Source organism: Candidatus Vogelbacteria bacterium, assembly GCA_021414225.1.
Lineage (GTDB): Bacteria > Patescibacteriota > Minisyncoccia > Phycocordibacterales > XYD1-FULL-46-19 > JAIOOX01.
Genome location: JAIOOX010000002.1, coordinates 138,429 through 162,717, shown reverse-complemented (window position 1 = coordinate 162,717; position 24,289 = coordinate 138,429). Strand labels below are relative to the sequence as shown.

At 41.6% G+C, this 24,289-nt stretch carries 21 protein-coding genes and 1 tRNA gene; 5 read left to right on the top strand and 17 right to left on the bottom strand.

The window, feature by feature from the left end:
• Positions 1–189: 189 nt before the first annotated feature.
• The 3 genes from K8Q91_01535 to K8Q91_01525 all read left to right on the top strand — a co-directional run bounded on the left by K8Q91_01535 (position 190) and on the right by K8Q91_01525 (position 3,126).
• Positions 190–2,106: a hypothetical protein gene (locus K8Q91_01535; protein MCE9628655.1), complete on the top strand. Its 1,917-nt coding sequence runs from the start codon at positions 190–192 to the stop codon at positions 2,104–2,106.
• Between the two features lie 124 nt (positions 2,107–2,230).
• A complete protein-coding gene (locus tag K8Q91_01530; protein MCE9628654.1) occupies positions 2,231–2,869 on the top strand; it encodes an HD domain-containing protein in 639 nt (212 codons plus the stop codon).
• Between the two features lie 184 nt (positions 2,870–3,053).
• Positions 3,054–3,126, top strand: a tRNA-Ala gene (locus tag K8Q91_01525).
• Positions 3,127–3,342: 216 nt separating this feature from the next.
• Here the strand turns inward: K8Q91_01525 and K8Q91_01520 are convergent.
• From K8Q91_01520 to K8Q91_01510, 3 genes are read right to left on the bottom strand one after another with little or no spacing between them, the layout of a single operon-like run.
• Complete coding sequence (locus tag K8Q91_01520; protein ID MCE9628653.1) at positions 3,343–3,909, bottom strand: hypothetical protein; 567 nt, start codon at positions 3,907–3,909, stop codon at positions 3,343–3,345.
• 23 nt (positions 3,910–3,932) lie between these two features.
• Positions 3,933–5,096, bottom strand: a complete 1,164-nt coding sequence (locus K8Q91_01515; protein MCE9628652.1) for a YibE/F family protein — start codon at positions 5,094–5,096, stop codon at positions 3,933–3,935.
• Positions 5,097–5,106: 10 nt separating this feature from the next.
• Complete coding sequence (locus tag K8Q91_01510; GenBank protein MCE9628651.1) at positions 5,107–5,514, bottom strand: transcriptional repressor; 408 nt, start codon at positions 5,512–5,514, stop codon at positions 5,107–5,109.
• A gap of 73 nt (positions 5,515–5,587) precedes the next feature.
• Between K8Q91_01510 and K8Q91_01505 the strand changes: the two genes are divergently transcribed.
• On the top strand, positions 5,588–6,433 hold the full coding sequence (locus K8Q91_01505; GenBank protein MCE9628650.1) for a ZIP family metal transporter: 846 nt from the start codon (positions 5,588–5,590) through the stop codon (positions 6,431–6,433).
• An 86-nt stretch (positions 6,434–6,519) separates the two neighbouring features.
• The gene (locus K8Q91_01500) at positions 6,520–7,935 is read left to right on the top strand and encodes a hypothetical protein (GenBank protein MCE9628649.1); all 1,416 of its coding nucleotides are present in this window, start codon (positions 6,520–6,522) and stop codon (positions 7,933–7,935) included.
• Positions 7,936–7,959: 24 nt separating this feature from the next.
• Here K8Q91_01500 and mltG read toward each other — a convergent pair whose 3' ends face one another.
• The 14 genes from mltG to K8Q91_01430 form a co-directional block, all read right to left on the bottom strand.
• Entirely contained in the window at positions 7,960–8,880 is a 921-nt protein-coding gene (gene mltG / locus K8Q91_01495) for an endolytic transglycosylase MltG (protein MCE9628648.1), read from the bottom strand.
• 53 nt (positions 8,881–8,933) lie between these two features.
• A complete protein-coding gene (locus tag K8Q91_01490; protein ID MCE9628647.1) occupies positions 8,934–10,076 on the bottom strand; it encodes an NAD-dependent malic enzyme in 1,143 nt (380 codons plus the stop codon).
• Between the two features lies 1 nt (position 10,077).
• Positions 10,078–10,389, bottom strand: a complete 312-nt coding sequence (locus K8Q91_01485; GenBank protein ID MCE9628646.1) for a hypothetical protein — start codon at positions 10,387–10,389, stop codon at positions 10,078–10,080.
• A 4-nt stretch (positions 10,390–10,393) separates the two neighbouring features.
• Positions 10,394–11,362, bottom strand: coding sequence for a D-alanine--D-alanine ligase (locus K8Q91_01480; protein MCE9628645.1), 969 nt, complete (start codon positions 11,360–11,362; stop codon positions 10,394–10,396).
• A 6-nt stretch (positions 11,363–11,368) separates the two neighbouring features.
• Positions 11,369–11,743 (bottom strand): response regulator, encoded by a 375-nt coding sequence (locus K8Q91_01475; protein ID MCE9628644.1) that lies wholly within the window; start codon positions 11,741–11,743, stop codon positions 11,369–11,371.
• A 40-nt stretch (positions 11,744–11,783) separates the two neighbouring features.
• A complete protein-coding gene (locus K8Q91_01470; protein MCE9628643.1) occupies positions 11,784–13,241 on the bottom strand; it encodes a HAMP domain-containing histidine kinase in 1,458 nt (485 codons plus the stop codon).
• A gap of 119 nt (positions 13,242–13,360) precedes the next feature.
• Complete coding sequence (locus K8Q91_01465; GenBank protein MCE9628642.1) at positions 13,361–14,578, bottom strand: UvrB/UvrC motif-containing protein; 1,218 nt, start codon at positions 14,576–14,578, stop codon at positions 13,361–13,363.
• A gap of 523 nt (positions 14,579–15,101) precedes the next feature.
• Positions 15,102–17,756: an excinuclease ABC subunit UvrA gene (uvrA, locus tag K8Q91_01460; GenBank protein ID MCE9628641.1), complete on the bottom strand. Its 2,655-nt coding sequence runs from the start codon at positions 17,754–17,756 to the stop codon at positions 15,102–15,104.
• Positions 17,757–17,886: 130 nt separating this feature from the next.
• Positions 17,887–18,192, bottom strand: coding sequence for a hypothetical protein (locus tag K8Q91_01455; protein ID MCE9628640.1), 306 nt, complete (start codon positions 18,190–18,192; stop codon positions 17,887–17,889).
• 164 nt (positions 18,193–18,356) lie between these two features.
• On the bottom strand, positions 18,357–20,363 hold the full coding sequence (gene uvrB, locus K8Q91_01450; protein MCE9628639.1) for an excinuclease ABC subunit UvrB: 2,007 nt from the start codon (positions 20,361–20,363) through the stop codon (positions 18,357–18,359).
• A gap of 403 nt (positions 20,364–20,766) precedes the next feature.
• The gene (gene tgt / locus K8Q91_01445; protein MCE9628638.1) at positions 20,767–21,960 is read right to left on the bottom strand and encodes a tRNA guanosine(34) transglycosylase Tgt; all 1,194 of its coding nucleotides are present in this window, start codon (positions 21,958–21,960) and stop codon (positions 20,767–20,769) included.
• A gap of 6 nt (positions 21,961–21,966) precedes the next feature.
• Positions 21,967–22,845, bottom strand: a complete 879-nt coding sequence (locus tag K8Q91_01440; GenBank protein MCE9628637.1) for a rhodanese-related sulfurtransferase — start codon at positions 22,843–22,845, stop codon at positions 21,967–21,969.
• A gap of 11 nt (positions 22,846–22,856) precedes the next feature.
• Positions 22,857–23,381, bottom strand: coding sequence for a cytidylate kinase family protein (locus K8Q91_01435; protein ID MCE9628636.1), 525 nt, complete (start codon positions 23,379–23,381; stop codon positions 22,857–22,859).
• 123 nt (positions 23,382–23,504) lie between these two features.
• Positions 23,505–24,191 carry a nucleoside monophosphate kinase gene (locus K8Q91_01430; protein ID MCE9628635.1) on the bottom strand — a complete coding sequence of 229 codons (687 nt, stop codon included), beginning with the start codon at positions 24,189–24,191 and terminating at the stop codon, positions 23,505–23,507.
• Positions 24,192–24,289: the final 98 nt, after the last annotated feature.

Here is a 24,289-nt window from a genome sequence, read left to right as displayed (position 1 = left end):
TGTGATAGTAATTATCCCCATAATAATTTGATCTTTAATAATTCAAGAATAGTTTTTCGCCAAGGGTTTAAAGAGGCTTTAGGTAAGGCTTTTTTAAACCCTTGGCGAATTAGATACGGTTTGTATCGAGTTTGTCCAAGCAATCCAGTCCGAGCCTGAAAAGCCGGACACTGTTAAGGAGAAGTTAGAATGTTTTGGTTCACCTTGAAGGCCCTGGCGGCCATCGCCTTGATCGTGGGAGCAAAGTTCCTGCGAAAAATGGCAACCGATCCCGAGCGCGAAGCGGAAGAAACGCGGTACATGCGCATCGGCAGCCGGGTTCTGTACCCGGTGGCCGCCCTCGTCATGTTCTGGGCCTTCATCGGCACCAGTATGGTATGGGTGCCCGCCGGGGAGATCATGACCCTCAACCGGGTCTACCTCGGCAAGTCACTCCCCCCGGGACGCATCGTCGCCTTGGCTGGGGAGCTCGGTCCGCAAGCGCGGATCCTGACCCCAGGCTTTCACTTTGAGATGTTCCTCACGTTGACCCACAAGGTCGACTACGAGGAAGTACTCAATGTGCCCAACGGCCAATGTGCACTCATGTCCGCCAAGGACGGAGCTCACATTACCGGAGGGTCAGCTTTCGCCCAGCCTTGGACGGACGCCGAGAAGATGCTGATGGCCAACGATGCCACCCACTTCCTCACGGAAGGCAAAGGGCAACGCGGACCGCAGACAACGGTTCTCACACCCGGTATGTACACCATCAACCCCCACTTGTGGGCAAAACCGGAAATCATCCCGGCGACGCGCATTGAGCAGGGCACGGTCGGTGTCGTCAAGTCGTCGGTCCTCGCGGCGGTTGACTTCGGAGCGTTTAAGCGCGAAGCACCCAAGGATGGAACCTTGAAAGTGCTCGGCGACCAAACACTCCCCATCGGGCGAGCCAAGGCTCTCCTGGTACCGGTCGGTGCTATCGGTGTGTGGGAAGAGCCACTTCCCAACGGACTCTACTACATCAATACGGCCGCGTACAAAATTACACACGTGCCCACCATAGCGCAGGTGTATGAGTACAAAGGCGGGTACACTCGCCGGACCGTAGATGTATCGGTCGACGACCAAGGCAAGATCGTCGAGAAACTGGCGGAAAAGGAAATCCAGCCCGTTCCAGAAGCGGCCGACACAGCCATCTTTGCCAAGCCAGAAGGCTGGGACGTCCCACAGGAGCTCCGTGTGATGGTGCAAATCAGCCCAGACCGCGCACCCTTTGTGGCAGCAGCCCTCGGCCTGACCGGAGACAACACCTCTGAAATCATCGAAAACCGCGTGGTGACCCCGGTCATCCGCTCGGTTGTCCGTGATGTGCTGGGTGGGGCCCAAATCCCCTTCAAGCAACAGCGGGCAGTACTCGGCACCGACGGCAAGCCGATCATCGACGAGAAAACAGGTGAGCCCAAGACTGAACTCGTTCACGAATTCCGCCCCGTCAAGGTGATGGACTTGCTGGAAAATCGCCCCTCCCTGGAGGAAGCAATGGAACAGCGCGCCCGCACCGAAGCGGAAAAAGAAGGTGTGATGGTGATGGAAGTCCTCTTGTCAGAGTCCTCCATCCCGTCCGAGCTCCTGATCGCGCGCAAGCGTGAACAGCTGGCCCAGCAGCTGATGAAGGCTTGGGTCCAGGAAGAAATGGCTCAGACCCAGCGTCAGGCCACGGAAAACGCCCGGGCGACTGCCGAACAGCAACCCGAACTGGTCAAGGCCGAAATCCTCGCCAAAGCCGCCGAAAACCGTGCGCAAGCCCGGGAAACGGAAGCCAAAGGCGAACAGGCCTACTTGCTCGCTCTCGCCGAAGGCCAACAGGCCCAAGCGGAAGTACTCGGCAAGGAAATGACCGCCCAACTCCAGATGTTCCAGCAGGGCCTCAAGGCCATCACGGAAATCATGGAAAAAAATCCGGAGCTGTTGACTAGCGCCATCGAAAACGCAAAGAAATTCGTGCCCGATGTCGTCGTCAACAACGGCGCCGGTGGTGGGAACAACCTCGAGGGCGCGGCGGCCGTATTTGGCCACCTACTGAACCGGCCGACTGAACAGCCGGCCGAAGCAGTCACGCAGTAAACTATTCTTGAACCCATGGGGCGCCGACTGTCGTAGACAGTCGGCGCCCTTTATCTTTTTCAAATTACCTCACCAGTTTTACCGGTAGATGCATTTTGCTAAAAACTTAACTATACTAGTCTCAATGACTAAGAAAGACCTCCAGCAAATCACCCACTTTGTTTACGAAATGGGAATTCATCAAAAAACACCTCGCTCTGGTCTGTGGTTCCTTGGTAGTGGCAAACAATCAGTGGCTGAACATCTTTTCCGTACCACCATGATCGCTTATGCTTTGTGCTATCTAACTCCTAAAGCCGATAAACATAAAGTTATTTTCATGGCTCTTGTCCATGATATCGGTGAGGGTCGAGTTTCCGACCTTAACTATGTTCACCAGCGTTATGGTCGGTTGGCGGAGGGCAACGCCGTTAAAGATATCGCTGTCAGTGTCCCTTTCGGTAAAGAAATCGAACAAGCTTATTTGGAAGAACAAGCTAAAGAAACTTTGGAAGCTAGGCTTGTTAAAGATGCAGACAATTTAGAATGGCTGGCCACCATGCGGGAAGAAGAAACTAAAGGTAACGCCAAGGCTAAAAGTTGGGCTCTAGATGCTTCCAAACGCATGAAAACACCAGCTGGTAAGGAGATTGCTAAACTCTTACTCTCTACCCACCCAGACGACTGGTGGCACGATGACAAGGACCCTTGGTGGATAGATAGGACCAAGTCTCACCAAAAATGGAAACCGGCCAAAAAAACCAACCAAAAAAGACAGAAATAAAGGGCCAAAAAAGTCTTGAACAGTTAAACCATTTTCGTTGTGGCTTATGCCAAAAATGGTGGTCAATTGGTGATTGCCCTAAAAATAAAAAAGATTGGTTTTGCCCTTGGTGTGGTTGTAAACAAAAGATGTGATTGCCTTTTAAGTATTTTTTAGATATTATCTCTTAGTGCTTAGTTTGTAAGGGCCCTTAGCTCATTTGGTAGAGCGCCGAGCTTGCACCTCGGAGGTGAGCGGTTCGAATCCGCTAGGGTCCACTGAACAGAAAAAACCTCCACCGCTGGAGGTTTTTTCGTGTAGTGGAAGCCGGAGTGATGTTTCGTTAGCAAACGAAAACACGAGGCGGGGTAGCGAGATTTTGAGTTTGACGAAGCTCAAAATACTCGTGACCACAAAGAACATAAATCTTAATCCTTACTCCATATTTATAATTGATATTTTATTATATGCAAACGGGTAAAAAGAAAATTTATCTAGAGGTTCTTTTTTCTTAAAGTAAGTAAGGACATGGCGCCATCAAAAATAACAAAGTAAATTGGGAACAAGATGGTTTTCAGTGAAGTTGTGTCAGCAACAAACACACTGAGAAGACTGGCAAAAAAGAACAGTGACCAGAACCCAAAACTCTCGCTTGTTGGATCAATCCACACTTTCTTGTAAGTCGGAATACCTCCAATAAAATGAGCAGAAAGACTTATTATTAGATTTACCAACGGAGCATCAAAAAAAATCCAGATAAGACCGCTTAATAAAAGTAATACAAGACAATAATATTCAAGTTTTCCAATCGTTTTTATCCCCTTCCAGAAACTAACAATGCAGATAGCAATATTCCCAGACAAAAAGATCAACCCCAAGAGAATAGAGGATGTACTGCTATTGCTCAAAATTACCCCAGCAAAACTATTAATTGAAAGCAGTACCCAAATCACTCGACTGAAAGTGCTCGGTAAATATTTGTTCTTAAGCATTTGCCACACTCCAACAACATACGACAACACTCCAAATGTGATTATAAGTCCGTAAAGAAAAATTTCCATTTATTTAGTTTACTATAATTAGTCTAGTGATGACTATGAGTCTTTCCATCTTTAGGTTTGTAATCTTTAAGATAGATAACAGCCAATAGAGTCACGATTGGGACAGTCATAATTAAACCGATACTCCCAACAATCATTCGGACAATCTCCGTTGCAAATATTTCAGAGTTTACAGTCGCCCCAAAACTAACCGGCGATAAATAAAAATATAAGAGTAGTGGTAAGGCCGCTCCGGTATAAGCCAAGACGAGAGTATTAACCAGCGCCCCCACATGTTCACGACCAACTCGCAAAGCTCGTTTATAAGCCTCTTGTCTAGTTATTTTGGGATTACTATTAAATAATTCTGTTACCACCGCGGCTTGAGTCACTGCAATATCATCCAGCACTCCCAGCACTCCAATAATAATTGCCCCTAAAAGTAGAGCTGTAAAATCCAAAGAACCTTGAGTGTTAAAATTCAGGTAGACAGATTCTTCAGCGGCAAAACCAGACAAGTCCGTCCAGTGAACAGCTAAGATAGCAAAAATTCCAGTAAGTAAAACGGCTATCATTGTCCCTCCATACGCTACCGCTGATTCTCGATTGAATCCATGAGTAAAAAAGATAGCCGCAAAAAGAATCCCTGAGGCCACCAAAAAACTAGCCAACAGTGGGTTCCACCCATTTAGCAACCCTGGCATTAAAATAAAAACAATCACAAAAAAACTACCCACCAAAGCAAACAAGGCCCTCACTCCCTGCCAACCACCAAAAACCACCACCGCTAAAATAAAGATGGTAGTTAGTAAGATTAGAGAATCCCGACGGTCAATGTTTACTATCCCGTAAGTCTCTTGACCACCTAGGTCGATATTGTAATTAAAATAAAATTTATTCCCTTTATCTAATTCTAGGTAATCATTTTCAATTGTTAAAATTTTTCCCACTTGAGGACCATCAAGTATTTCCGCTTTAATAGTCTGATATAAGTGATCAGTTTCAGTTCCAGGAATCTCTCTCCACTCTTCAGCAAGAATCTCTATGACTTTGCCTCGATAAGTTCCTTGATAATCAAGGTGCAATTCTTGAGCACTACTAACGGTTGGTATTAACCAAAACCCTAAAATTAACAGACCAAAAAAGAAACTAGTTACAACAGCACCTCTAAAAGCCTGCTTAATTAAAAATCTATTGGGAGCCATCATATTTTATATATTAACAGCTTGAACACTTATTACATACCCCAAAAAATTCCAGTATATGACTATTAAGACGAGCGAAGTTCTTAAGGTTTTTACTAACCTTTTTAGTGTCAATACAAATATCCGTTTCTTCTTTTGTGCCACATTTTGTACACACCACATGATGGTGATGTTTACCTTGATATTCGTAGTAAGCTTTTCTATCTCGAAAATCAGTTTGATAGACAACTCCCTTTTCAACTAGTTTTTGTAAGACTCGATAGGTAGTAGCTGGATCCACCTCTTGACCTACAATTTTTTGCAACTCCTCAGCCGTCACCGGCTTACTTATAATCTGCAGACTAGCAATGACCAACCTTCTAGCGGTGGTTATTTTTAGTCCGTATTGTTTAAGTATTTGATCAACAGTTGCTTTTTCCATCTGATTAGGCTAACATAAATGCGAATCATTCGCAATTGTAATTAATCAAATTTTAAAAGAATAAATCATAAACATGCTTTATATTCTGTTAGCCTCTTTCGTTGTGATGACCGCCTCCCTGGTTGGAGTAATTTTACTTTGGAAAAGTTTAGGTGACTTTATTGAAAAAAATCTAAGATACCTGGTTAGTCTATCAGCTGGGGTATTTTTAGTTATCTCTTTTCAACTAACCTCTGAGACTCTCGAACACTCTACCACTATCGCCACCGGTCTTGGTTGGATTGTGGTTGGTTTGGTGGGTATCTATGGATTATTTAAACTACTTCCCTCTTTCCACCACCACCATGACAAGTCAGGTGAAAGTCATCCCCACTCTCAACTTGATGTTAAAAGAATTATTATAGGAGACGCCATTCACAATATCGCTGACGGTATATTACTAGTAAGTTCTTTTGCTGTTAACCCTGCACTGGGAGTAATCACAACCATTAGTATTTTTTTCCATGAAGTAATCCAGGAAATGTCAGAGTTTTTTGTTATGAGACAATCTGGATATTCGGTTAAAAAAGCTCTTTTAGTAAATTTCGCCGTGTCATCCACCATCTTGATTGGTTCCTTGGGATCTTTTTTCTTACTAGAAAAATTCGAGATACTAGAAGTTCCTCTCCTAGGAATTTCAGCTGGGGTATTTTTACTAGTTGTCTTTTTTGACCTTATTCCTCACTCTGTCAGACATTCGGAAAAAAGAATCCATCATATTACCCACATTATCTGTTTCTTGGTCGGAATAGCCCTAATGGCTTTAGTTTTATCTTTGACACCACATGCTCACGGTGACGAAGAAAACCACCACCCTGAAGACCTCCACCTTGAGTCAGGTTTAGACCTAGGGACTACTACAATCAATCCAATAAACTAAACGATTAGGAATTTAACCCTTTGTTATCAACCTATCAACACCTAAAAACTTGACATTTATATATAAAAGTGTATAATTAAGAGATAATGTTAACTAAAGCTACCAAAACCCCAAAAACCAATCGGGGTTCTTATAAAAAGACCACCAAGAACGGCTATAAAAAGTTCTGGAAACTTGGCATGGATGATTTCAATACCGCCTCCTTTGATATAAATGAAGAGGGTGAGCTTATTATTCGTGAGGGTAACTACCAGTACAATATCCATAATATTCTAAAAAAATACGGTACTTCCACCGAGATTGTCTTCCCGACTGTGATTGAAAACAGGGTTAGAGACTTGATTGATACTTTCAACGCCTATATTAAAATTTTGGGTTACAAAGGACGATATCATTACCACTACCCAATGAAGGTCAACCAAAACCGGGAATTTGTTTTACCGGCCATTGCCGAAGGCGCCAACTTGGATGTCTCTTCAGCCAACGAACTTTTTTTGGTCAAAAAAATGATCGAAAAAGATCACTTTGACGACAATATTAGAATTATCTGTAATGGTCCAAAAACCACTCAGTACATGGATTTGATTGAGGAGCTATACAAGAAAGGGGTTAGTGTTGTCCCAATTATCGAAGATTACGTCGAACTTGAACGTATGAAGAAATTTTTAGGCCCAGTTGGTATTAGGGTTAACTTAAGTGTGAAAGTTAAGAGCCATTGGGACAAAAAATTCAACCGCTTCGGTTTCACTGAAGACGAATTATTCAAAATCGGCAAAGTTAGAAATCTAACCATTTTGCATTATCATATTTCAAGCCAAGTAGAATCAATTGACGGTTTTATCGCTCCCCTAAAAAGAGCCCTCCAAGTTTATAAAACCCTCCAAGAAAAAAATCCTTCCCTGGATACTCTCGACATCGGCGGTGGTGCAGGTATTCCTTACGATAAAAAAAGAACTTACCATATTAGAAACTTAATCCAGAGAATAGTAAAAACCGCCAAAAGTCACTCTGATAAATTAGGCATCAAACATCCAAACTTAATTACCGAATGGGGTCGTTACGTTTCAGGTCCGGCTCAGATTACCACTTATAAAATTTTAGCGGAAAAAACTATTGATACTAAGAGTAACAAGCGCTGGTATGTCATTGATGGTAGTTTTATGAACGACTTAATAGATAGTTGGGCTATTCACCAACGATGGCAAATCGTCCCTGTAAATGCTCTAAATACCCGCAAACTAAAAAGATGTTGGTTGGCTGGTTCATCTTGTGACAGTGACGACAAATATACCGCTGGTGGTACTCAAGTTATTTTGCCAGACCTGGAAAGTACTGAAAATCTTTATATCGCCATCTTAGACACTGGTGCCTACCAAGACTCTCTCGCCAGTCATCACTGTCTATTATCTAGTCCAGCTAAATTAATTGCTGTTAATGGCGAAATTAAAGTGGCTCGTAAGCGAGAACTACCTGAAGAAGTAGGTAAGATGTTTGGTTGGTAAAAATCTCAAGAACTCTGGTCTAGTCTAGTAATATTTTTCAATATTTTTCTTATGAGCTGCATATGTCTTAGTGCAGTGAATTTGTCGGCGGGTATCGTGTAGATAAAAAATACAATCAGTCTTTTGAGGATTCAAAGCCGCGTAAACTGAGGCTAAACCAGGGTTAGAAATAGCAGTGGGTGGGAAGCCGGAGTGTTTATAAGTATTGTAAGGAGAATCAATGTATTTATCTTTTGAATAAACCATTGGCCACCAGCCGTTTTCTTCGGTGCCTTTTGCATACTGTAAAGTAGCATCAATTTCCAAATTCATCCCAGAAAATACTCTATTCCAGATAATGCCAGAGATCAGGCGCATATCGTGTTTCCCAGCCGCCTCTCTTTCAATTAATGAGGCTATTTTTAAGGCAGTATTGATATTTATTATTTTAGCCGTAGAGGTACCATACCTACTGGTAACTTCCTCTTCAAAGCGATCAAACATTTTTTTACTCGCCGAAGCACTATTCTCTCCCTTGTAAACAGCATATGTGCCAGGATAATAATACCCCTCACTATTAGGTAGACCGTTTGGGTGGTCAGCGTTAGCAAACTGATCCATCTCTGTCTGAGGCCAATCTAAAACCTTTCCAAATCTTTCTGCTACTTGCTCCTTTCGCAAACCCTGTGTGATGTGAACATATTTAATACTAGGGTTAATGGCGTTATTTACACTAGCCACATTATCAATAATAAGATCCTGTACTTGGTTAAGGGGTAAATTATCAAAAAATAAATCAAATTCTTTATCAACAGGATCATCTTTGATCTCCCCCTTTACCAGATCAAGATTGGTATTAAGGGTCACAATTTGTGAATCTTGGTTAAAGGAAAAAGCCACCACCACGACTACGACGCCGACCAGAAAAGTGGCAACCACTAAGAGACGATTAACCTTTTTTTTCATTCTTACAATCATACCGAAAAATTAGCTTGTAGTAAACGTCAAAAACGAGCAACCTAGACGGCCAATCTTACAGCTTCTGCCACCTTTTCGGTTACTTTTTTATCTAGTGGGTCAGGAATGATTTTATCAGGAGTTGGATCAACTACATAATCCGCCAAAGCATGAGCGGCGGCTAGTTTCATTGGTTCAGTGATAGCCCTCGCTCGAGCATCAAGAGCGCCTCTAAAAATCCCCGGGAAGGCCAGGACATTGTTAATCTGATTAGGGAAATCACTCCGACCAGTGGCCACCACATAAGCCCCTGCCTGTTTAGCCTCGTCTGGCATAATTTCGGGCGTAGGATTTGCTAAGGCAAAAATAATTGGTTTATCAGCCATTGATTTGACATGATCCGCAGTTAGAACACCCGGACCGCTGACTCCAATAAAAACATCTCGACCAACCAAAGCTTCGTTAAAGTCACCAGTTATATCAGTTGGATTAGTAAAAGATAAGAGGTTTTTCTTGGCTTCATTTAAGTCTTCTCTTTTTGATGAAATAACACCATGACGGTCAAGCATAACCACATCTTTAACTCCCTGAGAGTACAAAATTTTAGCGATCGCCGTCCCAGCTGCTCCAGAGCCACTCATCACCACCTTTAAAGTAGTTAGATCTTTACCTGATACCTTAACAGCATTAATTAAACCAGCCAAAACAACTACCGCTGTTCCATGTTGATCGTCATGAAAAACTGGAATATTCATATCGGCCTTTAATCTCTCTTCAACTTCAAAGCAACGGGGGGCGCTAATATCCTCTAAATTTATTCCTCCAAAAGTTGGTTCCAAAGCTTTCACAATCATGACAATCTCATCAACGTTTTTAGTTCTTAAACAAATCGGCATCGCATCGATTCCAGCAAATTCTTTAAATAACAAGGCTTTACCTTCCATCACTGGGATAGCCGCTTCTGGGCCAATATCACCCAAACCTAGCACTGCTGTACCATCGGTCACCACAGCCACCAAGTTCCCTTTACCTGTATAATCCCAGACCTTGGTCGGATCAGCAGCAATCTCTTTACAAGGCTCAGCCACACCAGGAGTGTAAGCCAAACTTAACTCTTCCCTGGTGTCCACCTTAGCTTTAACAGTTATTTCTATTTTGCCTTTGAGTTTAAGGTGAAAATCGAGAGCGGCTTGTTTAATATCCATATTATTGTCTGAGTTCTAATCTGATAATCTGACCGGTGCCTAATAATTTAGCCATAATATTACTAACCTCTTCTAGATAAGCAACTCTCATTTTAACACCTTCAGCTTCTGTTTTATCTAACTTCTTAATTTCCTCCAAAATTTCTTTAATTTCTCCTTCCAATCTAATTTTTTGTATTTCTAATTCTTCAAAAGATAGATCTGCGACTGCTCCAGTGTCTGTATATTCTAAATATTCCGCTAATTGCTTTTTCTCCTCTAGGGAAATTTCATTCCAAGCTGGCTCATTATCCAAAGTTTCAATTTTTCTCATATAGTTACTTATTTAAGGCTAAGACAATCAAATGATCAAGAAAATCTGAATAGGAACACCCGACCGCTTCCAAAGCTTTCGGCAAAGTAGAGTTCGGAGTCAAACCTGGTAAAGTGTTTGTCTCTAACACATAGATTCCTCTCGGAGAAAGGATGAAGTCTGTTCGTGAATAGTGGCGCAAATCTAGATAATCATGGACCATAACCGCTATATCCTCCATTTGTTTTTTTTCTTCAGCAGTAAAATTGCCAGGACAAATTTCTTGAGTGACCCCTGAATACTTGTCATCATAATTCCAAAACGCTGACTCCCCTGGTCGGCGAATTTCAATTGGTGGTAAAGCATATTGAGCCTGACCGCGAAAATTATTAATCACCCCACAAGTTGCTTCTTTACCTTTGATATATTCTTCAACCAATACGTAGTCAGAAACGGTAAAGGCTTTAGCAATGGCGTCTGCCAAATCAGGAAAATGTTTAACTACTGTAATTCCTACTGATGAGCCTCGATCAGCCGGCTTAACTATCCACGGTGGAGATACTTTTAAAAAAACTTCTCGAGCATAATCATCAACTTCGCGCCCATCGAAAGCAAAACTTATATTATGAGGCACTTTCAGTCCCTTATTTTTTAAAATTGCATTGGTTTGGGTTTTATTAATACTAACCGCCGAGGCGTAATGACCTGAACCAGTGTAGGGTATACCAATCGTATCTAAGACTTTTTGAACTTGGCCGTCTTCACCAAATTCACCATGCAAAGCATTGAAAACAACGTCAACATATTTAGGCAAAGCCCCTGGAATCACAGGCACACCGTGAACATGCCAGTCACCGTTTTTGGTGATCAACAAATCAACTGGTTCATATTTATCCCGAGATAAAGTTTTTAAGACACCAGCACCAGTAGACAAGGACACGTCATATTCGTGTCCAACTCCCCCTCGTAGGACTCCAACTCGTGTCTTTGACATATAAATTTACTGTGGCAAATAAGATTTAACTTTGGCTACAACATCATCAAGAGTGAAGTTGGCTTTAATTAGAAAGTCGTTAGCCCCCAAACCTTTAGCTTTTTCAATATCTTCTTTTTGACCTAAGTTGGAAAACACCACCACTGGTGTTTTACCTAAACCATCAATCGCTCGCATCTTTTCTAGTGCTTGAAAACCATTCGTCCCAGGCAACAATAAATCCAGTAAGATTAGATCTGGTTTTTCTTTCTCAGCAGTAGTAACAGCACTGTCGCCATCAGCCGCAATAGCCAGATCATATCCCTCCTTCTCTAGACGTTTAGCGGTCAAAGAACGAAGAAATTCATCGTCTTCCACTATTAATATCTTTTGTTTGGCCATAAATATAGAAATTTTAAACTTATTAAAAACCTTACTGGTATTATACCTTAGCCACTAAGGGTTGGCGAATTGGCAAGGTGAAATGAAATTCCGTTCCCTGATTAGGGTTACTTTCAAACCACAAAGCTCCATGATGGCCTTCTATAATGTCTTTGGTGATGTATAAACCAACCCCACTACCATCTGGCTCAGTAGCTACTGCATTAGAAGCTCGGAAAAACTTCTGAAACACTTTAGATTGTTCACTCTTAGGGATACCAATACCACTATCTTTGACAATAATCTCCAAGGAATTATTGGCTGTATTAATTTTTTGATCGTCAACTTTAAGTATTACCGTACCACCTTCTGGGGTATATTTAATAGCATTATCAATCAGGTTTTCTAGCACCATTCTCAATTTACCCGGATCCGCTTCAACTACCGGTAAAGCCTTTTCTGGTTTTTCTAATTTAAAGTTAATTTTCTTACTAGCTATTTGGTTAGAAAACTCTGCCAATACATTATCTAACAGCGACTCAACATCCACTTCGTTTAGCTTAATTTCTGACCATTTAGTTTCGATATTATCAACATGAAGTAAATTGTTAACAATGGAAATCATTTTTTCCACCCCTTCTGAACCTTGGTTAATAAACTTCTTTTGTTCATCATTAACCGAGCCTAATTGACCAGACATCAACATATTAAAGGTCCATTTAATACCAGATAGCGGTGTTCTCATCTGGTGAGCGGTCACTGAAATAAATTTTGACTTAGCTTCATCTAAAGCAGCTAATTCTTGTTTTGCTAGTTTCAACTCCAGTTCTTTAGCGTAAAGCTTGCGGTTATTTTCTTCCATTTTTTGACCATATTTCCGCACCCACTGCAGTTGCTCATCATGAGCCAGATTTTGTTTTACTACCTTTTTATGAACAGAGAAAATATTAAAAGGCTTGATCAGTTGATAGTTATGAGACAAGACCAAAGCTATTAGTAAGTAACTAGCCCCATAAGCCAACTCCGAGCCTATTAAAAGAGGACTTGGTAGGTAAAGACCACCCAATCGAACAACTATCAAAATCAATCCAGAGATCAAGCCAACCATAATCGGCCCAAATGAGTTAAACAAGACAACAGCTTCAACCAGAGGAATAAGTAGCAACCAAGCTGACCAAGTAAATTCTGGATACAAGAACAAAACCACCACCCCTGTCAGTATTAAATCAACACAAATCTGCAGACAGCTAATTAACTGACTTAGTAAAACTGATTGTTTGTTCTCAATGTACTGACAAAGAAAAAGAAGAACGAAGTTAAACAACGCCGATCCAAAAAAAACAATCATTAAAGGTCCCACCACCCCAACTGTTTGGGTGGGCAGAGCTAAGGCGGAAGAGGTCTGACTTTGTAAATAAATAATTAGAGCGGAAAAACCTATTCCCAATATCAAATAAAACCACCTCATCAAAACGAAGCGGATATTTGATTCTATTCTAAATTGCTCTATTTCGTTCACGTTATTATAGAAAGTGGAATAATCCTAATGTTAATTTAATCTTGCGCAGGCGGGTAGACGAGCAGAACAAAAAATTAACAAATTTTTATGTGTATTAAATTAAAGTTAGGATTACGTAACTATTTTACCATGCGGTCGCGACGATTCCTATGATAAGCGAGTGCAAATCTGTGGGCTTCGTTGTTGGCCAATAAAATTTCTGATTCATATTTTTTTATTAGCATCTCATCTCCCATAAAGTCTCGCGGTTTATGACGTTCATCTTTAACCACCGACACAACAGGAATAACCACATCTAAACCAGCTAACACTTTTTTGGCTCGATTGATCTGGGCTTGTCCCCCATCAACCACAATTAGATCTGGGTAACGCCACTCTTGGTGAGTAAACCGTCGTTGTAACACTTCAGCCAAATTAGCAGTATCGTCGGCCTTGTTTTTAGTTAAACCTTTTAGTTTAAACTTCCGATAACTAGTTTTATCTAAATCATTCCCAATCGACACCACCATCACCCCCACCGTATCCTGTCCAGACAAGTGAGCGATATCGTAAGCTTCAATTTTAAAGCCTCTATTTTCCGTCGTTGGTTGATTCTTAATTAAAGCCACATCTCGAATATGATTAAGGGCAAAAATCTGGTTACGAATTTTAGCGGCTAGTTCAAATTTTTTTAACTTAGCCAGTTGTTTCATCTCCTTTTCCAGAGTTTTTATCAATTCCGATTTTTTACCATCAAAAAATAACTTCAAGTTTCTGATCACTTTCGCATAATCCGCTTTGGAAATTTCTCCCGAACACACCCCCGGACAAAGACCAATCTGTCGATTAAAACACGGCTTACCTGACTCTGGTTCACACTTATCACGATACGGAAAAATCCGACGAATAATTTTCAACGCCTCTTTTAATTCAGATCCGTGGGGAAAGGGACCAAAACTATACTTAATAGTATCTGGATCAATATCAGTTATCAGATCCTTTCCTCTAACTGACAGTAATCGAGGCCAATCTTCTTTAGTAATAATCACCGACCAAAAACTCTTATCATCTTTTTCTCGAGTATTATATTCTGGTTGATGTTTTTTAATTAAAGCTGCTTCTAAAATAAGGGCTTCTAAAACTGAGTTTGTTTCCTCAAACTCAACCGAGTCAGCCAAGGCAATCATTTTTTCAATCTTTGGTCCGCGAGTGGCAACTATATCTTTATTAAAATAGCTTTTAACTCGATCTTTCAGCGAAGTAGCTTTACCAATATATAAAAGCTTCTTCTTGGTTTTGAAGAAATAGACCCCCGGTTTATCGGGAAGGGTTTTTACTAAAACAGCCTTATTTTCCATTGTTTAAATGTACCATACTTAAAAATACTTGACAAAAGACTATGTAAATGTATAATAAAATATGGATACTAGGTCTGGTTGGATTTACTGTCACTCTTGCTCTGTTACTAACACAGATTGTAAAATTATTTGCGCAAGCAAATTGAACAATCCGGCAACAAGTGGATGGTGTCTGACTCACCGAAATCCTCATCCCCATTCTGGTCCCGTTGCTAACTTGTCGCAAGATGAGTTACCGGGGCCTTTTTTCTTCCATATTTTTTATAAAAACTATTGACATAAAAATAGATAGTGGTAGGATTCATTACGGAGACAGGAGAACCCAAAAAAGTTATACTAAAGAGCATTTGAACACACTCTCCCCAAAACCATAATCTGTCGGACTCTGCGGCAGATGAAGGTACTACGGCCCAAAACGTAGTAAAGAAGGTAGTGTTGTTCTGTTTACCTTTAGCTAGAACTGTTAGGAAATTTCTCCTCACCTGGGGCTCGGTACGCTTTTACGCTGCCGGGCTCTTCTTTTTTATTTCTTCCGCTTCAAAATTTTTCGTAAATAGTTTGCCGTATGTGAGTCATAATTGTTAATCACCTCTTCTGGTGTGCCTTTAGCCACCAAATCACCTCCCCCTTTACCACCTTCCGGACCAAGATCAACAATATAATCAGCACATTTAATCACGTCTAGGTTGTGTTCAATCACCACCACCGTATTACCTTTGTCTACAAGCTTTTGTAAGATAGCCACCAGATTATTAACGTCTTCATAGTGTAAGCCAACAGTAGGCTCATCTAAAATATAAATTGATCTTTGGACAAACGGTCGGTAAAGTTCTGAAGAAATCTTCACTCGCTGAGCCTCCCCACCAGAGAGGGTCGTAGCAGATTGACCAAGCTTCAAATAACCCAAACCAACCTCTGACAATGTTTTTATCCGATCATAAATAGCTGGAATATCTTCGAAGAAAGTTAGAGCCTCTTCTACAGTCATATCTAACACATCTTTAATATTTTTCTTTTTATACAAAATCTCCAAAGTCTCTTTTTGGTAACGGGTGCCATTGCAGACGTCACAGTTTACATACACCGTTGGCAAAAAGTGCATTTCCACTGCAATCGTCCCATTACCCTGACAAGCTTCACAGCGACCACCTTTCACGTTAAAAGAAAAGCGAGACGGTTTCCAACCACGCACTTTGGCCAACTCAGTCGAAGCAAACAACTCTCGCATAAAAGAAAAAGAACCAGTATAAGTAACAGGATTAGAGCGTGGTGTGCGACCAATTGGAGATTGGTCAATTAAAATAGCTCGACCGAGATATTCACTACCAGAAAATTCAGCACAGTTAAAAGTTTCATTAGACCGATAACGTCGATCAAACCGAGCTTGAAGATTTTTGTGTAAAATTTCATACACAAAAGAGGATTTACCTGAGCCAGAAACGCCAGTAATCGCCACCAATCGCCCTAAAGGAATATCAACATTTAAGTTTTTAATATTAAAAATATTGCCGTTTCTGATTTTTATTTGACCCTTCTCTGAAGTCCGCCGCTTATCTGGGGCGGTCACCATTTTATCACCACGCAAGTAGTCTACCGTTAAAGAATTAAAAATGTTCTTCTTAGCTGTCAAAAGTGTTTCAGTCTCATCAGCCACCACCACATTACCACCGTGAATCCCCGCTCCTGGACCAATATCAACCAAATAATCAGACGCAAAGATTGTATCCTCATCATGTTCTACCACCACAATAGTGTTACCCAAATCCCGCAAGTTAAGTAACGTTGTGATCAAGCGATCATTATCACGACTATGCAGACCAATAGTCGGCTCATCAAGTACATAAAGCGTTCCCACTAGTCGTGAACCAAGCTGTGAAGCCAGTCGAATACGCTGAGCTTCCCCTCCGGATAAGGTGTTGGCTTTACGATCAAGGGAAATGTAGTCCAAACCAACATCCAGTAAAAATTTGATCCGTGATTCTATTTCTTTCAAAACCGCTTCAGCAATCTCCTGCTCTTTTTTGGTTAATTTTAAACCTCCAAAAAATTCAAAAGCGTCTTTGATTGATAAACTGGTAACATTTACAATATTTAATTTATTTTTTGCATCCTTCAAGAAAACATGGAGTGATTCTTGGCGGAGTCGTGAGCCACCACAGACCGGACAAGCTTCTTCACCAAACATATGTTTAGTACCCAAACCATGACACTCAGGACAAGCCCCATATGGTGAGTTAAAAGAGAACAAGCGTGGTTCAATTTCTGGGTAAGAAAAACCATCGTTAGGACAAGAGAACTTAGCCGACAACAAAAAAGACTCCTTCGCCTTTGCCAAAATATCAGTTTTATCAGTATCTTTACCAACCACAATTCGCACCAACCCATCAGTTTCTTTTAAGGCTCTCTCCACTCCTTCAGATAACCGACTAATTGCATTATCGTAAACTGCCGTATCAATACTTTTACTCAAATTACTACCCTTCTTGGCTACTTCGCGATTAAAATCTGGTACATCTATTTCATCAACTAATACATCGATATCGTGCTTACTAGTTTTTCCCAACACTATCTGCTCGCGTAATTTATAACGTTTAGTATCAATTAGAACTTGGCTATAACCTTTATCCAACAAATCATACAGTAGTTGATAGTATTCCCCCTTCCGACCACGCACGAGTGGTGCGTAAATTTGCAAGGTAAAACCAGTCTCATACTCTTTACCAGGCTTGCCCGTTACTTTATCTAGCACTAATCCAACTATTTCTTCATTGGAAAGTTTTTTTATCTCTTCACCACAAACTAGACAATGCGGTCGGCCAATCCGCGCAAATAACACGCGCAAATAATCATATATTTCAGTAATAGTCGCCACAGTCGAGCGCGGGTTTTGGGACCGAGATTTTTGATCAATAGAAATCGCTGGAGAAAGACCGGTAATCTCATCAACATCTGGCTTTTGCATCTGACGCAAAAACTGTCTGGCATAGGCCGACAAAGATTCTACATAACGGCGCTGACCTTCCGCAAAAATAGTATCAAAAGCAAGGCTTGATTTACCCGAGCCAGAGAGACCAGTAATAACCGTCATCTTATCTCGAGGGATTTTGACGTCGATATTCTTGAGGTTGTGAGTTCGCGCCCCCTTAATATTGATATATTTTTCTTCTGAGTGCTTCATATAGTTACAGACAAAGCCCCGAGCACTTGCTCTAGGGTATGTGTATCGTACTTTAGCATATTCTTCAGAGAAAAGAAAAACCGGGCGCGCCTCGATGGACGCGCCCGACTTAAGATTATTGGCAAAGTTTTTAGCCTTCGCCAGGCTTCACTCCAACCTTGCCAATTGGCGTCGGTGGAACAAGAAGCATTTTTTTGTCTGTTGCCAACCAGACATACTCACCAGAATCCAACCGATCCTCAAACCACACCGCTCTCAATGGTTGACCTGCGGAGCGGGAGAATAGGATCAGCCATTTCTTATCGTGCGGGGGAGCAAGTATTACCGCCGAATGAATCCAGACAGTATCCTTATCTGACAGCAGGTCGCTGAAGTTGTCCATGATCTGGCCCTGATCCCGACCAGAATTATTGAGAAGAGGGATTGTGGACGCCATTATGACAACAACCACAAGCACCGCAATCACCGTCTCAATAAAGGTAAACCCTTTCGTCTTCATCTTTCTATTCCTTTTGAAAAGATCTAACAAAACCTCAAACAACTGGTTTGAAATTCTTTCAGACCTAACTATATCCTATTATTGATTATACACCTATTAATCTAATTTGTCAATGCTTTAATCTCATCCCGTAAGATAGCCGCGGTTTCAAAATCCAAGTCTTTAACCGCCTGGCTCATTTGCTTTTCTTTATCTTTAATTAGTTTTTTGATATTGCCACCATAAGCTACCTGATCGATAGCTAGCAAATTGCGCACCGCTTTCTCCCGTTCGCTCATTAAGTTTTCGGTAATATCTTTAATATTTTTCTTAATGGTGGTTGGGGTAATGCCATGTTTAGTATTGTAAGCCACCTGAATCTTCCGGCGACGATTAGTCTCATCAATCGCTTTCTGCATCGAACCAGTTACCACATCAGCATAGAGAGTTACCCGCCCTGCACTATTACGTGCCGCTCGGCCAATCGTTTGAATTAACGATGTCTCAGATCGCAAAAACCCTTCTTTGTCAGCGTCGAGGATACCAATAAATGACACCTCTGGTAGATCGAGACCTTCGCGCAGTAAGTTGACCCCAATCAAACAATCAAAGGTTCCTTTGCGGAAGTTAGTTAAAATTTGAATTCGCTCTAAAGTTTTTATTTCACTGTGTAAATATTCCGCTTTAATACCCTCCGCTTTTAGAAATTCTGCCAAATCTTCGGCCATCTTTTTAGTCAGTGTCGTCCCAATCGCTCGAAAACCTTTTTTGATTTCTATTTTGGCTTGAGTAATAAAATCTTGCACTTGGCCTGGGTAAGGACCTTTTTGCACTACTGGTCGAATAGTTAACTCTGGATCAATCAAACCAGTCGGACGAATGATTTGCTCAACCACTTGCTCGGAATGATCTCGTTCATAGTTACTAGGTGTAGCACTAGTATAGACCGCTTGTCCTATCCGCTTTTCAAATTCATCAAATTTAAGTGGTCTGTTATCCAGAGCACTAGGCAACCTAAAACCAAACTCAATCAAAGTTTTTTTCCGACTAGCATCCCCTGCATACATCCCACCCACTTGCGGAATAGTGACATGCGACTCATCAATCACCGTGAGAAAATCTGGAGAGCCGTCCGCTTTTTTTGGAAAGTATTCCAAGAGAGTATCAGGAGCTTCACCAGCTTTCCGTCCTGACATATGGCGAGAATAGTTTTCTATCCCACTGGTGTAACCAATCTCAGCAATCATGGCCAAGTCATAAGTAGTCCGCCTTTTTAACCTCTCCACCTCCAACAACTTGCCTTCTTTTTCTAGCTTCTTTAATTGCTGGTCTAATTCAGCCTTAATAGTCTTAATCGCTTTTTGGCGAGCATCACCACTCGTAATAAAGTGTTTAGCTGGGAATAAGAAAAATTCCTCTGGCTCACTAAGAATAGAACGACTAATAGCATCAATATGTAAAATATTTTCAATCGTATTCCCACTAACCACAATATTGTAAACTTCTTTTTCAGACGGCGGCATAATCTCAATCGAATTACCAGTCACCCGAAAAGTACCTGGGGTCAAATCAGCACTAGTTCGATCATAATAAATACTAACTAATGATTTTAGAAATTCATTTCGTGAAATGGTCTGACCTTTTTTAATCAATAAATGTTCTCGAGCATAATCTTTCGGGCTACCCAAACCGTAAATACACGACACCGACGCCACAATAATCACATCCCTACGAGTCAGGAGAGCTTGGGTCGAGGCGTGACGCAAGCGATCAATCTCTTCGTTGATAGAGGCATCTTTTTCAATATATGTATCCGTCACCGGCATGTAGGCCTCCGGTTGATAATAGTCGTAGTAAGACACAAAATAATGGACGGCGTTCTCCGGAAAAAAATCTTGATACTCTTGGGCCAGTTGTGCGGCCAGAGTTTTGTTGTGAGCAATTACCAAAGTCGGCTTATTCATCTGGGCAATAACATTAGCCATGGTAAAAGTTTTACCAGATCCAGTCACACCCAAAAGCGTCTGGTGTTTGAAACCTTTTTTGAGACCTTTAAGCAAACCTTCAATCGCTTGAGGTTGATCTCCGGCTGGTTGATAGTCAGTGACTAATTTAAATTTATCTGCCATTAGTTATCTTAATCTAACAAAAACTAACGGGTCGGGGAAGCACTCAGCTCCACCGACCCTTTGAAGTAAACAAAACTCACCCCCTCTCGACTTTGTGGCCACTCAACAAGTAGTAGCCTAAAGATAGTACAACCATGAGCGCTAGCCCACAGACTAGCACAAAGCACGTCCATACCGCCTTTAAGACCATTCTCATATCAAAGTCCCTATTTTGGTGGGTACCTGGAGATCCAGATGCCCGACTGCACAAAGAGTATTACTACCCACACAGTGTGAGTAGCAGCGTAAAACAAAGCCACCAATTTCCACCTCATCAGAGATCTCCTAGGGTATTCAATAATCCGACCCTATTTAAACACAAAACACCGAAAAAGCAACGGTACTTATGCTAAATAAAGAAACTTTATTTACGTCTAGTCAAAATATTATTTTTCACTTCCTCAAAATTATCATCTAAAATCGCCCGGCGTAACTGTTTTACTAAATTAACTGAAAAATACAAATTATGGATCGAAGCCAAAGTCCCAGCCACCATTTCCTCAGCTCTAAATAAATGTGACAAATAAGCTTTCGTATAGTTCTGACAAGTATAACAACCACAGTCGGCTTCAATCGGTGTAAAATCAGCTTTATATTCAGCATTGCGAATATTGATCCGCCCAGTCTTTGTTTGCAGGGCTCCATTTCTGGCCATCCGAGTAGGTGCCACGCAATCAAAGGTATCAATGCCATTTTCCACTCCCAAAATTAAGTCCTCCACTTCCCCAATTCCTAACAAATGTCTTGGTTTGTCAGCTGGTAAAATAGCATTAACCACCGCTACAGATTGTCCAATATCCTCTTTATCAAATGAACCACCAATCCCGAAACCAGCAAAATCCATCCCACCTATCACTCTAGCCGACTCTTCTCGCAAATCTTGATATTTACCACCTTGAACAATACCAAACAAACCTTGTTTTTCATCCCCTAGACGTTGATGCTCTGCCAAACTACGCTCCGCCCAAGCATGAGTCCTGTTCATTGCTTCTTTTTGATAATTATAATCAGCGTTTGGTGAAGTACATTCATCAAAAGCAAAAATAATATCAGCACCCAGATTATGTTGAATCTTGATCGAGCTTTCAGGGGTGAAGCGGTGTTCACTACCATCAATATGCGATCGAAAAGTTACCCCATCATCATCTATTTTAGCTAGTTTAGCCGCCACCTCGACCGGATCTCTGTCCACCCCTTGATTACCCTTTTTAGCAAACTTAGTTACACCACCTTCACCATAAGCAGCTCCTAAGGAAAAGACCTGAAAACCTCCCGAGTCAGTCATCATTGGACCTGGCCAATTCATAAAGCAATGCAAACCACCAGCCTGAGCCACAATCTCATCACCGGGTTGTAAATATAAATGATAAGTATTAGCCAAGGTAACCTGAGTTCCCAGAGTAGCCACTTGTTCTGGAGTCAGAGCTTTAACTGTGGCTTTAGTACCCACCACCACAAATGCTGGTGTTTCAATATCACCATGGGGAGTATGAATTACCCCAGCTCGCCCAAGGCCATTGGGTAAAGTTTTTAAATTAGTAAATTTTATTGGAGACATACAGCTTTAGACGGTCGCCATTATTGCTTCGGCACAAGTTTTAGAGCAGGTTGGTGATTTTTCAAAACAAGTATCACAAATAATAATATGGTCGTGGCAAGTTTGATTAGCACAATTGATATATTTTTCGGATGGATCACCACAGATGTCACACTTACCGATCACCTCTTGCCCCTCACCACCAGGCATTCCCATCACTAATCGATTATCAAAAACATAAAGTTTGCCTTTAAAATGACCCATCGGAAATTTTTCCATGTAGGTTACAATCCCTCCTTCCAACTGATAAACATCTTTAAAACCTTTTTTTAATAAATACCCAGACGCCTTTTCGCAGCGTACTCCACCAGTACAGATAGGCACTACTTTTTTGTCTTTAAATTCTTGTAGATCATCTACCACTTGTCGTAAGTCTCTAAAATTATTAAGTGGCGGTAAAACCGAGTCAGCAAATCTACCCACTTTCATTTCATACTGATTGCGCATATCAATAATAACCAAGTCTTCCCCTTGTTCTAACCATTCGTGTAGCTTCTCCGCTGGCAAATGAGGGGCAGTAAACTCGGCCGGGTTAAAATCTTCTTCTCCTAAATGAAGACTAACTATTTCTGGTCGCACTTTAACAGATAACTTGGGAAAAGCCTCTCCCGTACCAGGACTACGTTTAAACCACATATCAGCAAAACGCGGGTCAGCTGTTAGCCACTGTTCATAAGCTTGTGTATCAGCCAAAGCGCCTTCCAAAGTTCCATTGATACCTTCCTTAGCAATAATAATTCGCCCCTTGAGATTGTGGGTTTTACCAAATTCCTTATGAGCCAACATCAGCTCTTCAGGATTATCAATGGTTATATATTTATAGTAAAGTAAAACTTGGTACTCCATATGGAAAAATATTAACGCTGTTGATCAATAAAATCAATCACTCGATCGACAACTTCACTAAATGGCAGATTAGTATTTTCAATCACTAAATCAAAATTAACGTCAGCCTGACAATCAGTCACCCCATAATATCGAGCATAACGGTCAAAAATAGCATCTTCCCTCTCAAGGGTTAGCCGGCGAGCATCATCTAAAGACACATCATCACGACTAGCCACTCTAGCTAACCGAGTATCAAAATCACAGTGTAATTTAATCTTGATTGAATCTGGAACAAAAAACCAAGCCATTCGGCTTTCAATTATAAAATCATCATTATTTTTACCATAGTCAGCTATTTTTTGATCCAACATCTTATCGTAGACCGGATCAGTCAAAGACAGTTTATCTAATTCATTAATAGTTAAACCCAATTCCTTGGCTTGAGCCCTAAACATATTGCCGGTCGACAAAAATTCCAAGCCCAACTTATCAGCCACCGCTTTACCAGTACTAGATGTCCCTGTTCCCGCTAAACCAAATAGAGTTACTTTCATTGGCGGATTCTAGCATAAAAAAAGCTTTTTGTTTATCAGACTTCCAGAAACTTATTAATAAAAAAAGAAATCCCCGCCGCCTGTCTAAACAGGCGGCGGGGACGCACTAGGGAAAAACTAGAATTACGAAGTCAGGATTTCCTCCATAACTTCGTCAGGGATATCGCCAACACCAAGAGGCATCAGGATATCAAGACACTCCGTGAGAATTACTCCCGGAGCTGGGGTAGCGTCGATGTCAATCTTTTGGGCCAGGACTGACCCATCCAAATCGGAGAGGACCCAATCCACCTGACGGGCCCTCAATTCGTGGCCATCGAGACGGATTTTTCGTTTAACAGGATCAATGTCGTCCGCCCGAGGAGTACGACCAGCCAGCCGGTCTTCTTCAATCCGTTTAAAGATTCTCTGCTCCGCCTGGTCGCGAGAGAGTAACAGATTAATCCAACAGAAAGAAACATTGAAAGGCAGCGATTGTCTCAACAATGACACCAACCTCGCTTGCTCCTCGTCTCGCGGGAAGCCGTCGAGAAAGATGAATTGATGGCCATTATCAACAGCCGCCTTAACACCTTCCTCGACCGCCACTTTCACGAATTCGATAGGCACCAACAGGCCGTTGTCCATTGCCCCCAAGATCTGATTTGCGGATTCCGGGTGGGCTTTGGCATAGTCACGCAAAAGCCCAGAAGTCTCGAGACAGATAATACCTGGGATTTTGGCCAGGAATCCACAGAGAGTTCCTTTGCCGGTGCCAGGCCAACCAGTCAGGAAAAACAAGAAAATAGCCTTGGACCAAAAGCGACACATACACACACCCTCCAGTTGAAAAGAACTAAACGCACAAAAGGGACGACAGGCCCCTTCTGATTAAATGCCAGCAAATAGTATGGGACACCTAAAACTAA

Bases quoted from the DNA above. Each gene is read 5' to 3' on its own strand.
- K8Q91_01535 (MCE9628655.1), top strand. From the start codon at position 190: ATGTTTTGGTTCACCTTGAAGGCCCTGGCGGCCATCGCCTTGATCGTG.
- K8Q91_01530 (MCE9628654.1), top strand. From the start codon at position 2,231: ATGACTAAGAAAGACCTCCAGCAAATCACCCACTTTGTTTACGAAATG.
- K8Q91_01520 (MCE9628653.1), bottom strand. From the start codon at position 3,909: ATGGAAATTTTTCTTTACGGACTTATAATCACATTTGGAGTGTTGTCG.
- K8Q91_01515 (MCE9628652.1), bottom strand. From the start codon at position 5,096: ATGATGGCTCCCAATAGATTTTTAATTAAGCAGGCTTTTAGAGGTGCT.
- K8Q91_01510 (MCE9628651.1), bottom strand. From the start codon at position 5,514: ATGGAAAAAGCAACTGTTGATCAAATACTTAAACAATACGGACTAAAA.
- K8Q91_01505 (MCE9628650.1), top strand. From the start codon at position 5,588: ATGCTTTATATTCTGTTAGCCTCTTTCGTTGTGATGACCGCCTCCCTG.
- K8Q91_01500 (MCE9628649.1), top strand. From the start codon at position 6,520: ATGTTAACTAAAGCTACCAAAACCCCAAAAACCAATCGGGGTTCTTAT.
- mltG (MCE9628648.1), bottom strand. From the start codon at position 8,880: ATGAAAAAAAAGGTTAATCGTCTCTTAGTGGTTGCCACTTTTCTGGTC.
- K8Q91_01490 (MCE9628647.1), bottom strand. From the start codon at position 10,076: ATGGATATTAAACAAGCCGCTCTCGATTTTCACCTTAAACTCAAAGGC.
- K8Q91_01485 (MCE9628646.1), bottom strand. From the start codon at position 10,389: ATGAGAAAAATTGAAACTTTGGATAATGAGCCAGCTTGGAATGAAATT.
- K8Q91_01480 (MCE9628645.1), bottom strand. From the start codon at position 11,362: ATGTCAAAGACACGAGTTGGAGTCCTACGAGGGGGAGTTGGACACGAA.
- K8Q91_01475 (MCE9628644.1), bottom strand. From the start codon at position 11,743: ATGGCCAAACAAAAGATATTAATAGTGGAAGACGATGAATTTCTTCGT.
- K8Q91_01465 (MCE9628642.1), bottom strand. From the start codon at position 14,578: ATGGAAAATAAGGCTGTTTTAGTAAAAACCCTTCCCGATAAACCGGGG.
- uvrA (MCE9628641.1), bottom strand. From the start codon at position 17,756: ATGAAGCACTCAGAAGAAAAATATATCAATATTAAGGGGGCGCGAACT.
- K8Q91_01455 (MCE9628640.1), bottom strand. From the start codon at position 18,192: ATGGCGTCCACAATCCCTCTTCTCAATAATTCTGGTCGGGATCAGGGC.
- uvrB (MCE9628639.1), bottom strand. From the start codon at position 20,363: ATGGCAGATAAATTTAAATTAGTCACTGACTATCAACCAGCCGGAGAT.
- tgt (MCE9628638.1), bottom strand. From the start codon at position 21,960: ATGTCTCCAATAAAATTTACTAATTTAAAAACTTTACCCAATGGCCTT.
- K8Q91_01440 (MCE9628637.1), bottom strand. From the start codon at position 22,845: ATGGAGTACCAAGTTTTACTTTACTATAAATATATAACCATTGATAAT.
- K8Q91_01435 (MCE9628636.1), bottom strand. From the start codon at position 23,381: ATGAAAGTAACTCTATTTGGTTTAGCGGGAACAGGGACATCTAGTACT.
- K8Q91_01430 (MCE9628635.1), bottom strand. From the start codon at position 24,191: ATGTGTCGCTTTTGGTCCAAGGCTATTTTCTTGTTTTTCCTGACTGGT.